Consider the following 13,479-nt stretch of genomic DNA (forward strand, 5'->3'; position numbering starts at 1 on the left):
TGACAACCATTTATTAAGGTATTATCATTGCTGATGCAGTGGATAATAAATAAGGGGGCGTACTGGTTTCGACGGGGGATAAGATGGGTTGAGTAGCGAGCCGAGTTGTCGCCAGCTCGTTAAAAAGGTGAAAACTTTCTAAAATAACTGCAGAAGATAATTTTGCATTAGCAGCTTAGTGCTGCTCGTCCGGTCAGGTGTCCTCGCGGCCTGGTGCAGGGCGTCACTTAGTGAGGGTACTCTTTAAACTTCTTTCTCGAGGGTTTTAAGGGGAAACTAATCGGGGATAGCTCTAAGAAGCCTGTTCGTGGGCGTCGGCTGAGCGAAACCTAATACACGAACTGCGCTCGGAGAGACTCGGCTGGTCTATCTTTCGGACGGGGGTTCGATTCCCCCCGCCTCCACCAGATTATCTACCATCTATTGATAAAAAGAATTTTATCGGTGGGTGGTTTTTATATTGTTTGAAAAACTGGTATTAAAGCCGTTCCTGTGGTTTTAGCGGAGCGGCTTTCTCGATTTCTGGTGGGTTATTCTCTTTTGATAAGGGGAAATCCTTCCACTTATTGTCATCGCGCCAGGAGGTAATCGTTGAACTTTAGCAGGGTGTGTGCAAAGGGGGTGTGCATTTTCCAGAGGGGTGTGCAAACAGTCAAGCCCGGTCATTGGAAAAGAAAAAGCCTACAAAGCCGAAGCCATGTACGCTTTTTGAGGATTCCTTTAAAGCACCTATCATACTTCCGTGCCATCTTTAAAGCGAAAGTGCAACTTGCCGTCCTTGGTGACAGTGACTGTATCGACTGCTACCGCCCAAAGTCGCTCGTCAAACTCCTCGACCACGGACGGGCTGCTTTCCAGTTCGCGGATGAAGGTTCCAAGTGATAAGCTTTTAGCCTGCCGCTCTCGCTTCATTTCTTCTAATTGGTTGAAACGTTCCGTTGCTATACGGTGGCGTTCCCAATAGCGGTTGTTGCGTTCATTAAACTCTTCCTGGTTTTGGGCGATACGGGCGTTCTCATAAACGGCCTTTCGCAACAATTCAGCTACCACATCGATTTCCCGCTGGAGTCCTTTTAGTTCAGCATCAATCTCTGTGCAGTTGCATAAGACTTCTTGGGCAAGGCGGCAGTTGGCGAGTATTTCATCGCGGTTGCCAATCAGCATGTTAAATGCCGTCAGAAATCGTTGCTTTATATCATCTTCAGTAACGTGCGGTGTTTGGCATGGTTTATCCCAGTTATATTTGTTATTGCACCGCCATACCGTGCGCCGATACTTGGTGTTAGAACCCCAAACCTTGGAGCCGTAAAAACCGCCGCAGTCACCGCAAACGATTTTAGCTGAAAATGGGCTATGGCAACTGACTGGCCTACCGAGTTTTTTACGCCGTTCCATTTCAAGCTGCACCGCATCAAATTCGTCTGGCTCAATAATGGCGGGATGGCTATTCTGCACATAGTATTGAGGGACCTCACCCTCGTTGACTTTGGTGGTTTTGGTGAGAAAATCTACCGTGAAGCTTTTTTGCAGCAGAGCATCACCCTTGTATTTCTCGTTAGTCAGAATGCTTATTACTGTCGCCACTTGCCAGGTTTTTTTCCCGGCTGGAGATGGGATGCCCAGATTACCAAGATGCTTGGCGATGGCTGAAGGCGTTTTACCCTCAAGAAACATTCTGTAAATCAGCCGCACTGTTTCCGCTTCCTTTTCAACGATTTTAGGTAAACCGTCCTCACCCTTTTCGTAGCCAAGGAAATGACGATAAGGCATGCTTACTTTCCCATCAGCCATACGTTTGCGTTGGCCCCAGGTTACATTTTCAGAAATTGAACGGCTTTCTTCCTGCGCCAGGCTGGACATAATGGTGATTAAAAGCTCCCCCTTACTGTCCAGCGTGTAAATGTTCTCCTTTTCGAAATAAACCTCAACGCCTTTTTCTTTTAGCTGGCGAACCGTAACCAGAGAATCAACTGTGTTTCTCGCAAAGCGGCTGACTGATTTGGTAACAATCAGATCGATCTTCCCGTCCAGTGCATCGGCGACCATCTGCTTAAATCCATCGCGTTTTTTGGTATTGGTGGCGCTGATACCTTCATCGGTGTAGATTCCGGCAAATATCCAATCAGCACGTTCGTTGATGTACTTGGTGTAGTAGTCTACCTGGGCTTCGTAGCTGGTGAGCTGTTCCTCAGAATCTGTTGAAACGCGGGCATATGCAGCTACTCTTTTCCTTGCGGCCACACCAGTCGTTTCCTGCACAAAGCGGTTTATGGTTGGTGGTATAACAGTAACGGCTCGAGCTGGTTTCACTTCAAATCTCCCCTTTGGTAGGCAAGCGCCCTTTTCCGCGCCTGCTGTTTCTTTTTGTCGTCCCAGCTTGATTTGCGTGACCGGTCTTGCCAAGTGGTTTCAACTTCATGACCGTCTTGAAAAATATAAATGACCTTATTTGCTTGCGGCACCAGCATCTGCTTGATCTGGGATCGGAAAACCACCTCATCAAATTCCGCCAGACCTAGAACTTCAGCGGTCAGCGAAATTAGGGTTGGTTCCGGGATTTGCTTCGCTGGGCAGACGTCCTTGCCGTAATTGACGAAGGTGGAACAGTTCCACGCTGCATGCCCCTTGTAGGTTACCCGCCGATAGTTCTTGCCGCAGCGAGGGCAGAAGATTAAGCCTGAAAATGGGTAACGGTTGGCCGGGTTTTGTCTGACATTTCTGTTCTCCCGGCGAAGGGCCATGATTTCTTGCGCCTTTTGAAAGATGAGAGGGTCTATAATCGGCGGATGGGTTCCTTCGGCATAGTACTTTGGCAGGATTCCCCGGTTATAAACCAGCTTCTTTGACAAGTGGTCGGCTACATACTTTTTCTGGAGCAGCGCGTTGCCAGAATACTTCTCGTTATTTAGGATGGCCAGGACTCGCTTTGCTGTCCACTGTCTGCCGCTGAACGTTCGCACACCCATTTCCCGCAGCCTGGCAGCAATCCGATCGCATCCCAGACCGTTTACGTAATCAGCGTAGATTATTCGAACGATTTCGGCCTGTTCCTGATCGATTTCAATTTGACCATTGTTAATTCGATACCCGTACATGAAACGCAGGTTTACAATCTCACCTTGCTGGAACCGCTTGCGAATCCTCCACTTACAGTTCTCACTAACCGAACGGCTTTCCTCCTGAGCATAGGATGCGAGGATGGTTAGCAAAAGTTCGCCATCCCCACTCATGGAGTGAATATTCTGCTCCTCAAAATAAACGTCAACACCGAGCAGTTTTAGCTCTCGCACTGTTTCAAGCAGTGTTACCGTGTTGCGGGCAAAACGTGATATCGATTTTGTAATGATCAGGTCAATCTTGCCATCCTTGCAGTCAGCAATTAGACGCTGAAATTCCGGGCGAGTGTCTTTGGTTCCTGTCAGTGCCTCATCGGCGTATACACCAGCATATTCCCAATCCGAGCGCTGCTGAATGAGTTTGCTGTAGTAGCTGACTTGAGCTGCCAGAGATTGTAACATCGCATCTTTTCCGGATGATACGCGGGCATAGGCGGCAACCCGTAATCTAGCAGGGATTGGTGGCACCGAAGGGGATATTTTCGTAACTATCTTTTCCATAATGACCTCCTTTCGCTATGACATATTCGCTCCAAAAGCCCATATTATCAAGTGTTTTGGCGATATATGCTGCGCTCGGAAAGCCCGTATTTTTGAGCGATAGTTGCCTCAATTTTAATCAATTCATCTTCTCGGATAATGCCTGCTGCAAGCCATCTCTTTAAAACTGCCATAGTGGCTGTATAGTAGATGACTGCTAATGCCTTACTACTCATGCCGCACCGCCTTCGACCTGCCGTAGCAAGCGCGGGAGCAGTATTTGCGCTCTCGTTTGCCATACGCTTCAAAGGACTGGCCACAAGTCTGACAGGTAAATGACCGGATGGTTTTGTGGTTAACGTCCTCTGGATGGGCATTCCACCACGCCATACGGCACTTGTCCGAACAGAACCTTTTCTGCTTCTTCCCGATGGTCTGATTAAGCGGCGCTCCGCACTGGCAGCAAAATGTACCGTCCACAGAGTCAGACATTATAGTAGCATTTCCGCCCAGATTGTTTCTGCGACAGTAAGACTTCACCGTGTTTATCGATAAACCTAAGGTATCGGCTATTTTGGTGTAACTCTTACCTTCGGCGCGAAGAAGAGCAATCCGCTCTTTTTGCAAGCCGTTCATATCGGTTCCTCCCTTCGAAGGGCATGAATCGTTCCCTCACAATCCACAGGACAACGAAGGGCGGTTTGAGTACCAGTAGCTTAGGGTTAAAGCAAAAAATGCCGGGTGAAATCAATCACCCGGCGATTTGGAGTCAGTTATTAGGTTTTATTAAAGAAGTAAAAGCCAGAGCTAATGCTTTAAGGATAGTTCTTTTAGGTAATAATCGTTAAGGTTATAGGGATGAAATGTACTCGGCCATTCTTTCAATCAGCATCCCGGCGTATTCGCCATTTACGCTCTGGCCTTTTCTTGCATTTTGCAGCCAATATTCAGGGGTTTTAAGTATGCCGTTTCTTACCAACACCTCCAAAGCTCCTTCCAGACCATTCTTGTTTTCTTCTATGTATGCTAACCCCAGTTGGGAAAGGATAGCGCCAGAAACTGATTTGACAATTTCATCTCTCTTGGCATCAAACAGTGCATTATCTTGGCTGTTATCAATAAAGCCGATTTCAATTAGTACTGCAGGAGCCTTGGTTTCTCTTAATACTTGATAATTAGCAGTTTTAACCCCCCGGTTTGCAAAACCGACCCCCACCAGGGAGCTTTGAATTTTTTCGGCCAGCCCCTTTGACTTGGCTCCCGGATTTAAATAAGTGTAAGTTTCTACACCGGCAGCCGCCTCCGGTTTAAAAGCATTACGGTGAAAGGATATGAAGTAATCAAAGCTACCCTTGTTTTCAAAATCACATCTAGCTTTCAGGCTTACACTAACATCAGCCGTCCTGGTCTCATCGATGATTACTCCATGGCGTCTCAACACTGCTGCTACGGCCCGACCTAGGCTCAGCACATCATCGGCTTCTTTTCTTCCTTTATATACTGCACCCGGGTCATTGCCGCCATGACCGTAGTCGAAACATAATCTAGCCATTAATCTTTTCCTCCTTATTCAGCTGGTCCAAAACCAGTTTGAGTTTCTCCGGAATAGGCAGGCCGATCTTGGCTGCGTTTTCCAGAATACTGATCCCTTCGTTAGATAAATAGAAGAAGATGACCGCGGTACGGACAGCACTACCGTTTGTTATTACCTGGGCGTCGATAATGTGTCCCACTGCCACCAGGGAAAAAATCAGCACCTTCTTAAAGATGCCCCTGGCACCGACCTCGCTGGAAAGGCGTTTTTCCAGTATGGCCAACATGACGCCGGTCAGGTAATCGATAACCACAAAGGTAATCAGTGCGTATAAAAAGCCGTCCCAGCCTCCCAAAACCCAGCCCAGCCAGCCGCCAAAGGCCGAAAGGGCAATTTGAATTGTATTAATGGCATTTTTCATGCGTTTTCTTTCCTCCTTGGTTATAGCAATAAAAAAAGAGCCCTGCGGCTCACACATCTTTGACAGGTACTATTTGTTTCTCAATAGTCCCAGTATTTCGTTTTGAAACTCTAAAATAAGTTTATTTTGCTCATAGATATCAGTAAGCACCACATCCTTGTTGGCCTTGCCCGTTAAGGCTTTTATTTTAGCCGCTCTGTCGGATATTTTGACCGCCTCCGCTTCAGCCGCCAGGTGCTTTTGCGTCTTAGCCACCACTAGCTTCTCAGCCATTGACGATCACCTTCTTTTCCGCGGGTTCGCAGGTGCAGTTCCCTATCGCGCTGATTCGATATTCTCCGGGACCGGCAAATTCCAGGACCAGATTCTCAGTCCCGTTGATAGGGGTAATCGTTCTTTCGGCAACAACCTCACCCTCTAAAATTACCTGTACTGTAATATCCTCGCTGTTAACCTGGGGATTACCCTCGTAGTCCAAGTAGGCGATGGTTACATTTAGTTCCTGATTAACAACCACTGTGTCCGCGCAGCATATATCAAGCCGCAGGAAGGCACACTTGATGAATCTGGCCACCTCAACCCCGTTTTCCATCTGTATTTCATAGATAAGACCATTTTCATTTATCTCCAATGATTCTCCCTCCTAAGCCGCCACATGCCAGATACCGTATTGAGTGTTAATAGGTCTCGTATTACCACTGGTTACCATATACTCAACCACCAATGACGATTGTACCGGCAGTAATGCTGGTAATTTGATCATTACGCCCCTAGTACCAATACTATAATCTACAGCACCAGAGTTATAGTATTTGCCATACCCGTAGGGTAAGCGGTAACTATGGGTGTTTTTACGAGAATCACTGCTTGGATTCCAGCTGTAGAGATTGTAAGACTGAATATCATCACCGTTAAAGTTGGCTATCGTGTTACCATCTAGCACTATCCGCCTGTAGAGGTAATCGGAGCTCTGCTCAAAATTGATATATCCATCTAATATAATCCTCGGACCAGTTATTCTCAGGACATCATGATACAGACCGTCGCCATTCACGTTGGAGTAGACATAGCCAGAGTTTACGGTAACTGATTTACCATTCCAAGGAGCTTTTGCTAGAGTTGCTAAAGCATCGTCACTTAGCTTTTTGATCTTTGAATGCAGACTCCCAGCGGCATCGGCTGCATCCCCACGCACACCGACAGAACGACGGATAAAAGCCAGAATCTCTTCTGAGCCAAACATCACACCACCCCCCGTTTTAATATCTCGCCTGACCATTGATAGGTTTTGATCTGCCTGACCCCGCCTACAAAACCGGAAGCGGGGGGCAGGTACCGATAGGCTCTGGCGATTAGATCACCGTCCCATATAAGCCAGGTAACGGCGTTGTAGCCATAGATGCCATGCAAAAGGTTGCCCGTTTCCCCGTTATATACCTCAAAGTGGATGGCGTTCTCTGCTGTCCAGGCTCCGCTGTTTCCCGCTCTTCTGTAAGTAGGATATAAGGAGTCTTGTATGGTTTCACCATGCAGGTGAAAGTGGTTATCGGCATCCCCGGCTTTTTTAATGATCAGCCAGTAGTAAGCGCCGCTCACTAAGTCAGATATATCTATAGGGATGCTGAAATATCCCTTGCTGGTGGGAATAAACTCTTTGGGCAGCACCATGAATCTGAGCAACGAACCCGCTGTCGAACCATCCGGATTAAAGCCGTCCCGCAGTTCGACCAAGAGATCAGCACCCTGACCATGCCTGATAATTTCAAAGGTTACTCTCGCGATAGCGGCGGCGGTATCGGCTTTAAACCGCACCGCATGGTCATAACCGGCACAGTCAAATTCAGCAATACCCGCTCCGGTTTTGCCACCAAAAGCGGTGCCTTCATAAATATGCGAGAATTCCTGCATCATCATAGCGGCATTAGCCAGGTTCTCATCGATTACGGTTCGGCCGCTTTCAGCTGCAAACAACACAAAAATCACCCCCTACTGCAGAGTAAGCCTGCATTCCACTGTCAAAATCATCTGGTTTTCCTTGCCCCAGGGTACTTTTAAGAGGTTAAACATAATGCCTGAACCGGGGGCATCGCTGGCGTCAGTAAAGATACATGTCTTTTGGTGCTGCCCGTTGCCTTCTCCAGCCAAGAGAACCGTCCTTAAGCGGATCATGTTGCCGGATTGGGTCACCACCGATACTGCCTTGCGGTAAACTTCGGATATGGTATCCCCTTCGGTCGTATCATCACCAATAACGAGATAGGGGCTGGATAGCCCGGCCAGCTTCTGGGCGGCTATACTTAAGCCTGCGCTGGTAACATAGTTTTTTAAGGGGCCCATAACTTTGCCGTCCCCGTAATCCAAGTACCATTCTGATTTAAAGCTGATAGTGTCTTTCATGTCACACCACTCCATACTGGCCTAATACCACCGTCAGGCCAACCAGCGAGTCGGCTTCATCTGGCGATTTGTAGTTAAAGACCTGCACGTTCGCTTTTTGATAGGCTCTGAATTTGATAAAGCCCGGGAAAGGTACTGTCACAGCTTTGGAAAAGTCCACATCCGCCCATGGGCTCCACTGGCTGCCATCAATACTCGTCGATATCTGTAGCCCCCTAGGCAATGACATAGCTTGGGTCTGGGGATAGATGCGGGCCAGGCTGCCAATAGTGGGTACAGCTTGGCTTTCCGGTTGCGGGATGTGCTCAAGCCCCCATTTGTATATTTCCCATATCATAGACATAGTCAAACCTCCTATGCGACATCCTCAGCTGTAATCACCGCCAGTATTGACCATAGGCCGACACTGGTGTTGGTTATCTGTTTGATGGTGAAACCTTCCCCCGGTCGTACACATAGAGGTTTGACATCCATTCCCCGGGGGATCATATTGAAATCCAGCAAAGGAGTGGCATTAAGGGTTAGAGGTATCTCATCGTTATTAAGAGTTACCGGCCACAGCAAGGCACCTTCAGCAATGGTGGCTCCGGTAGCAATATGAATTGTCGCTGTCAGGTTAACATCCGCCGTGTCAGCTTTTTGCGGAGTTATAACCGTACCACCGCTCTGACTGGTGGTACGCATAAAATCCAGTTCCACCCCTACGCCGGAAACCGATGTCAGTGACATGTTGACAATGGATAGCCTAGGGACCCGAATTAAATACCCGCTGCCCGCATCGTTATATATGGAAAACAAATGTTTGTTTTGCGCCAGAGAAATGCTACGCGCTAAACAATAAAAGGTAGGAAGCCCTTGTAGGGCCACATACTGCTCATAGCCCGCTGTGCCTTCAATCGCCCGGTAGCGCGCGTTTAACTTTTTCCCGATGCTGTCGGGCGGGACTTGAATATATCCGCCAGCCATTACATCAACCTCCTATCACTACTGCGCTGCTTGCACAGCTTTCGACCAGCCAGGGCCGGTTTCTGCCTGCTGTAAGCAACGCATCTTTTATCGCTATGGCTTCGGTTCCATAAACGAACTTATGGATCAGTTTGGTGTCGTTCATTTTTTTCTTCTGCTGGGCGGAGACCAGGGCTTTAAGAAAATCGGCTATCCCTAAGGGGCGTCCGCCGTATTCTATGGTGTATATCCAAAGACCTACTTCACTTAAGGAGATGGTCACCTTTTGTACCAGGAAAACTGCGTTTACACCGCGTTCGGGAAGCTCAATGCTTACTAACTGTCCCGGTTCCCATCCCGGCACTGCGGTGATGAAACTGCCTCTGGTCTTAGGATTAGCCCATTCCCTAAGGTCGGCATTTCCGGCCGCTTCAGCTGCTTCAATGGTGGTCAGGGTATCATCTTTGATATAGTGCTCATACACCCCGTCGCCGCCTTCCAGGGTGGCAATGGAATCCTGGCTGGCCAAATCATCTACCACGGTAATGACATCAATGCTTTGCCGGGCGGTAAGCGAAATGGCCACGCCACTCTCGGGCGTATCGGTATCAGCTGAACAGCGCAGGTAGCCGTCGCCGAGGTTTACCAGATAATCCTTTGCATCTTCTTCATCCACACCCTCAACCCCGACGTTTTGCACTGTACCGCCCACCTGCAAGCTACATTCATTAGGAACCCAAGGGAGCACCCAGATGCGAGCCGCACCGTCTGCTTTCCACTCGATAGTCTGTGGGTCGGACAGCATGCTGCCGCCCAAAACATATACGCGGTTGCGCAGTCCCTGGTGGTCGATACTTACCTTGAAATTGCTAAAACGACCCCCGGGCTGCAAGGTCATGGGGGCAGAAGTTCCCATTTGGGCAGGATCAAAAAAGTGGACCACCTTGTAGTAGTCCACATACCACTGCCAGCCGATATAATCGCACAGCCATCTCATACATTCCGACGGCATTTTGTAGTTGAATTCGGTGCCGGTAGACTCGATTACCGGTGCGCCGCTGGCTATCCCCGCCGCCGAAAAACCGGGACAATATTTAAGCAGGATGTCGTGTACAATGGTGTCGGCATTTAAGCCCAGATAAGTTTCCACCACCAGCTTTTTATCCATCTGCAGGGTATAGTCCTGGCAGTCCACCTTCCACACCAGCGGAGCCTTATAATTCACCAGTTCCACCCGGTCGATGGTTCCGGCAAAGAGCCGGGACTCCGTAAGGTCGCTATCCTCGATGATGACCTCACTGCCCTCAAAAGGTTTTGCTCCCTTAATCGCAAACGAGCAGCTGTCCACCTGACTGGTAAGGATTTGGCTGATAGTAAGGCTCCCCCGGCGATAGTCGGGCCAGCGCTCCATCCCGGCAATCTTAAGGCTTTTAGCCACTGAAACGCACCCCCTTGGCCAAGAGCGTCCGGTAAATCTGCTCGCCCGCGTCAGCGGTGCCATTGACCGTTATACTGATCTGGTTGATGGTAGTCGAGCTGTTACTGGTTGTATTAGCAGCAACCGTACCCAGGGCTAAAGGGGCAACTCCTGCCAGAGCACTCTGCAAGTCAAGACCCCTTAAATTGTTTTTTAGGCTGCTGTAGGCAGCCGTTATATCAGCCACCCCGATTTTTATCTTGTCTACTAGAGAGGGGGAACTGCGCTGATTGGGGTCCATACCGGAACCCATTATGCTTCGTACTTCGTCCATGACACTTTGCAAGGCGCTCATCCTGGACCTTATCCCCCGGATTAACTCACTCATAGCCTGGATGCCATACCCGGCCGATTTCTTGACTATTTCTTCATATTTCTTTTCGATGGTGGCGATGGTTTCGGCGGCATTCTTTTTAATTTCACCGTTCTTTTCCTCCCAGGCCTTTTTGTACTTGGCCAGCTCCTCATCGGCCTTGGCCTTCATTTCCATGAGTTTGTTCTGCATTTCTATAGTCTGCTGAGTAAGTTGATTCTGGGTTTCCAGCCTGATCTCGCTTAAGCGCTGGCCTAGTTCAACTCGGGCCTGACGCATCTCGATATTGGCTTCCGCCCGGGCCTGGGCGTTTTTGGTTTTCCAAAGGCTTACATATTGATTAAGCTCATCAGTTGTCAAGGTATTTAACGCCGCGACCTGAGGAGCCGCCTTGACCCCCATCTGTCTAAAGCTCATCAATCAGCCCCTCATCAACCCCTTTGGCGGCCAATGATTTCAAGTTGGCCTGCCAGCTGTCAAACTGACTAACCTGGTCCTCCAGATTGCCAAGCAAGGACTTGCCTGATACTTTTTGCGGCTTCACTTCATCAAAAAGTCCAATTTGGTTCTTGATGGACTCCACCTTGGCCGCATAGCTTTGTTTGTAGGCTTCTATGGCCTGGGCTTCTTTCTCTAAGCCTGCCGCCGTAATAGCGGCTAATTTATCGGACAGTTCCTGCTGCAAAGCGATTTCATCCTGGGCCAGTTTGCTTTTGACTTCCCGGCACTGGTCGGCGTACTCTTTTTCCGCCTCCAGCAGCTTGGCGTTGGTTTCAGCCGTTATTTTTTCCAGGCTGTTCTTCATATCGACCAAGGTGGCAATAATGTCGGATACCGAGCCTTCTATAAAGGATATTCCTTCTTGCATGCCGGTGCTCAAGCCTTCGCTGATATTAAGGCCATATTCGCGCATCACCTTGGAGGGGGAGCGGATGGATAGGGCTTCTTTAATCCTGTTCTTTACGGTCTCGGCAACTTCCCCGGCGATTTCCCTGACTTTCTCAATCCGGCCTTTAATCCCGTCGATCAAACCCTGAATAATATGAGTACCTATTTCCAGCAGCGTGTTGTGCAGGGTTCTTAGACCCTCGAAAGCGTTGACCACCACTGTCTTAATCCCATTCCACAGGGTGATGAAAATGTTTTTGATATGCTTCCAGGCTCCTTGCCAGTCTCCCTGTAAGACATCCAGGAAAAAGCCGAAGGCGTTTACAATCACTTCCGCTGCAGTCTGAAATACCGCCTTGATAATGTTCCAGATATTGGTGAATACTGCAGTGATATCTTTACCCCAATTGTCCCAGAACACTTTAATGGCAGTTCCGGCTTTGGCGATAATGTTCCCAATATCCGCCCAGATCTCCTTGACCGTGTTACGAAATCCTTCATTGTTCTGCCAAAGCTCCTTTACAGCCAAAACCAAACCAGCGATAACGGCTACGGCGATACTAATAGGACCGGTTAAGGCGGAAAAAGCCGCCCCCAACGCTGCGGTTACCCCACCGGCGCTGGCCATAGCGGCTGCAGCTGTACCGACTACACCGGAGATGGCCCCGGCGGCGGTGACCAGCTGACCGATAATGAGGACAACCGGGCCTATGGCGGCAGCCACCCCCGCCACAACCAGAATGGTTTTTTGGGCGCTGGGACTTAAAGCACCGAATCTTTGCACCAGTTCATTTAATCTCTGGATTAATGGGGTTATAACCGGCAGGATATGCTGTCCCATGGTAGCCCCCAGCTCTTTTATGCTTTCGGAGAATACCCGCATCTGGTTAGCCGTTCCCGCCCCGGTTCTCTCGAAATCCCCCTGGGCGTTCTTGGTCATGGCCAGGACATAGTTGTACCTGAGTTGGGTCTGCTCCGCCTGATTCATATCCTGGATCTTCTTTTTAATCCCCTGGCTGTAGGCGTATTCCTGTAGGTTGGCCTGGGTCATAACAATGCCTAATTCTTTCAAAGATTCGGTCTCGCCGGTAAATACCGACTTTAAGGCGGTATCCGCTATGTCGATGCTGATGTTCTTAAAACTGGACAGATCTCCGGCCAAACCCACCAGAGTCTTGCTCATTTCTTCCGCCTGTGCGGTGTTGAGTCCCAAGCTGGTGGCCATGTCCCCATAGGTAGCAGCCATATCCAGGGCAGTGCCCCTAGCGATGCCATAGCGTTCCAGGGTGGTATCGCTCCAGTTTTTAACGCCTTCAGCGTTATCCTGAAAAGCTACTTCCACCTTGTTCAGAGCTTCATTGGTATCTGAGGCCAGTTTCACCGCTGCGGTTCCGGCGGCTGCAAGCGGTGCGGTAACCGCCAGGGACATTCCCTGACCGGCACTGGTGATGCTGCTGCCCGCTGCTTTTAATTTCTGGCTGGCTTCTTCGGCCTTTTTAGAGAGCTTGGTCCAAGCGGAAGCTTGCAGTTCCAGTTCTTTGACCGTATTTTTTAGGGAGTGTTCCATATTGGCCAGAACCTTTTCGGCCTGCAGCATTTTGATCTGCAGTTTTTCCACCGCGACCGCATCCTGCTCGGTACTGCCCGCCGCTTTTTCATAGGCATCTTTTAAGGCGGCAACTTTCTGCCTTTGTATCTCAGCTTGCTTGTTTAAGTATTCAACTTTTAATTTAAGCTGGTCGGCGGCGCTGCCCATATCTCCCATCTTAGCGGCGGCTGCCTGAAACTCCGCCCTGGCCAGCTTAAGCGATTGATCCAATTCTTTCATGCCCTGATTAAAGCCGGTGTTGTCCAGACCAACTTTGACCAGCAGTTCACCGATGGTTTCTGCCAATTGTTCTCATCCCC

At 49.2% G+C, this 13,479-nt stretch carries 17 protein-coding genes and 1 other RNA gene; 2 read left to right on the forward strand and 16 right to left on the reverse strand.

All coding sequences use genetic code 11. The features are described from left to right. The first annotated feature begins 53 nt into the window (after positions 1–53). Positions 54–407, forward strand: a transfer-messenger RNA (tmRNA) gene (gene ssrA / locus ACZ5Q0_RS07040). Between the two features lie 325 nt (positions 408–732). Here ssrA and ACZ5Q0_RS07045 read toward each other — a convergent pair. From ACZ5Q0_RS07045 to ACZ5Q0_RS07060, 4 genes are read right to left on the reverse strand one after another with little or no spacing between them, the layout of a single operon-like run. Next, the gene (locus tag ACZ5Q0_RS07045) at positions 733–2,310 is read right to left on the reverse strand and encodes a recombinase family protein (RefSeq protein ID WP_447182308.1); all 1,578 of its coding nucleotides are present in this window, start codon (positions 2,308–2,310) and stop codon (positions 733–735) included. After that, positions 2,307–3,617 carry a recombinase family protein gene (locus tag ACZ5Q0_RS07050; protein WP_447182309.1) on the reverse strand — a complete coding sequence of 437 codons (1,311 nt, stop codon included), beginning with the start codon at positions 3,615–3,617 and terminating at the stop codon, positions 2,307–2,309. Before ACZ5Q0_RS07050 ends, ACZ5Q0_RS07045 begins: the two co-directional genes overlap by 4 nt. Positions 3,618–3,664: 47 nt before the next feature. Then, a complete protein-coding gene (locus tag ACZ5Q0_RS07055; protein ID WP_447182310.1) occupies positions 3,665–3,832 on the reverse strand; it encodes an SHOCT domain-containing protein in 168 nt (55 codons plus the stop codon). Then, the gene (locus tag ACZ5Q0_RS07060) at positions 3,825–4,232 is read right to left on the reverse strand and encodes a helix-turn-helix domain-containing protein (protein WP_447182311.1); all 408 of its coding nucleotides are present in this window, start codon (positions 4,230–4,232) and stop codon (positions 3,825–3,827) included. Before ACZ5Q0_RS07060 ends, ACZ5Q0_RS07055 begins: the two co-directional genes overlap by 8 nt. A 65-nt stretch (positions 4,233–4,297) precedes the next feature. On the opposite strand from ACZ5Q0_RS07060, the gene ACZ5Q0_RS07065 reads away from it, so the two are divergent. Further along, positions 4,298–4,444 carry a hypothetical protein gene (locus tag ACZ5Q0_RS07065; protein ID WP_447182312.1) on the forward strand — a complete coding sequence of 49 codons (147 nt, stop codon included), beginning with the start codon at positions 4,298–4,300 and terminating at the stop codon, positions 4,442–4,444. Positions 4,445–4,446: 2 nt separating this feature from the next. Here the strand turns inward: ACZ5Q0_RS07065 and ACZ5Q0_RS07070 are convergent, their stop codons facing one another. The 12 genes from ACZ5Q0_RS07070 to ACZ5Q0_RS07125 all read right to left on the reverse strand — a co-directional run bounded on the left by ACZ5Q0_RS07070 (position 4,447) and on the right by ACZ5Q0_RS07125 (position 13,465). After that, positions 4,447–5,148, reverse strand: a complete 702-nt coding sequence (locus ACZ5Q0_RS07070) for an N-acetylmuramoyl-L-alanine amidase family protein (RefSeq protein WP_447182313.1) — start codon at positions 5,146–5,148, stop codon at positions 4,447–4,449. Beyond that, complete coding sequence (locus tag ACZ5Q0_RS07075; protein WP_447182314.1) at positions 5,141–5,551, reverse strand: phage holin family protein; 411 nt, start codon at positions 5,549–5,551, stop codon at positions 5,141–5,143. Before ACZ5Q0_RS07075 ends, ACZ5Q0_RS07070 begins: the two co-directional genes overlap by 8 nt. Positions 5,552–5,620: 69 nt before the next feature. Beyond that, positions 5,621–5,824, reverse strand: coding sequence for a hypothetical protein (locus ACZ5Q0_RS07080; RefSeq protein WP_447182315.1), 204 nt, complete (start codon positions 5,822–5,824; stop codon positions 5,621–5,623). Further along, positions 5,817–6,182, reverse strand: a complete 366-nt coding sequence (locus ACZ5Q0_RS07085; RefSeq protein ID WP_447182316.1) for a hypothetical protein — start codon at positions 6,180–6,182, stop codon at positions 5,817–5,819. The genes ACZ5Q0_RS07080 and ACZ5Q0_RS07085 overlap by 8 nt, the downstream gene beginning before the upstream one ends. Positions 6,183–6,194: 12 nt before the next feature. Continuing rightward, a complete protein-coding gene (locus ACZ5Q0_RS07090; protein ID WP_447182317.1) occupies positions 6,195–6,794 on the reverse strand; it encodes a hypothetical protein in 600 nt (199 codons plus the stop codon). Continuing rightward, positions 6,794–7,525, reverse strand: coding sequence for a hypothetical protein (locus ACZ5Q0_RS07095; RefSeq protein WP_447182318.1), 732 nt, complete (start codon positions 7,523–7,525; stop codon positions 6,794–6,796). The genes ACZ5Q0_RS07090 and ACZ5Q0_RS07095 overlap by 1 nt, the downstream gene beginning before the upstream one ends. A 12-nt stretch (positions 7,526–7,537) precedes the next feature. Continuing rightward, the gene (locus ACZ5Q0_RS07100) at positions 7,538–7,948 is read right to left on the reverse strand and encodes a hypothetical protein (RefSeq protein WP_447182319.1); all 411 of its coding nucleotides are present in this window, start codon (positions 7,946–7,948) and stop codon (positions 7,538–7,540) included. A 1-nt stretch (position 7,949) separates the two neighbouring features. Next, on the reverse strand, positions 7,950–8,291 hold the full coding sequence (locus ACZ5Q0_RS07105; protein WP_447182320.1) for a hypothetical protein: 342 nt from the start codon (positions 8,289–8,291) through the stop codon (positions 7,950–7,952). An 11-nt stretch (positions 8,292–8,302) separates the two neighbouring features. Further along, entirely contained in the window at positions 8,303–8,914 is a 612-nt protein-coding gene (locus tag ACZ5Q0_RS07110) for a hypothetical protein (protein WP_447182321.1), read from the reverse strand. A 4-nt stretch (positions 8,915–8,918) separates the two neighbouring features. After that, entirely contained in the window at positions 8,919–10,331 is a 1,413-nt protein-coding gene (locus tag ACZ5Q0_RS07115) for a hypothetical protein (RefSeq protein ID WP_447182322.1), read from the reverse strand. Then, positions 10,324–11,100, reverse strand: a complete 777-nt coding sequence (locus ACZ5Q0_RS07120; protein ID WP_447182323.1) for a hypothetical protein — start codon at positions 11,098–11,100, stop codon at positions 10,324–10,326. Before ACZ5Q0_RS07120 ends, ACZ5Q0_RS07115 begins: the two co-directional genes overlap by 8 nt. After that, complete coding sequence (locus ACZ5Q0_RS07125) at positions 11,090–13,465, reverse strand: phage tail tape measure protein (RefSeq protein ID WP_447182324.1); 2,376 nt, start codon at positions 13,463–13,465, stop codon at positions 11,090–11,092. Before ACZ5Q0_RS07125 ends, ACZ5Q0_RS07120 begins: the two co-directional genes overlap by 11 nt. Between the last annotated feature and the right edge of the window lie 14 nt (positions 13,466–13,479).

The sequence above is a fragment of the Syntrophomonas erecta subsp. sporosyntropha genome (assembly GCF_055395365.1).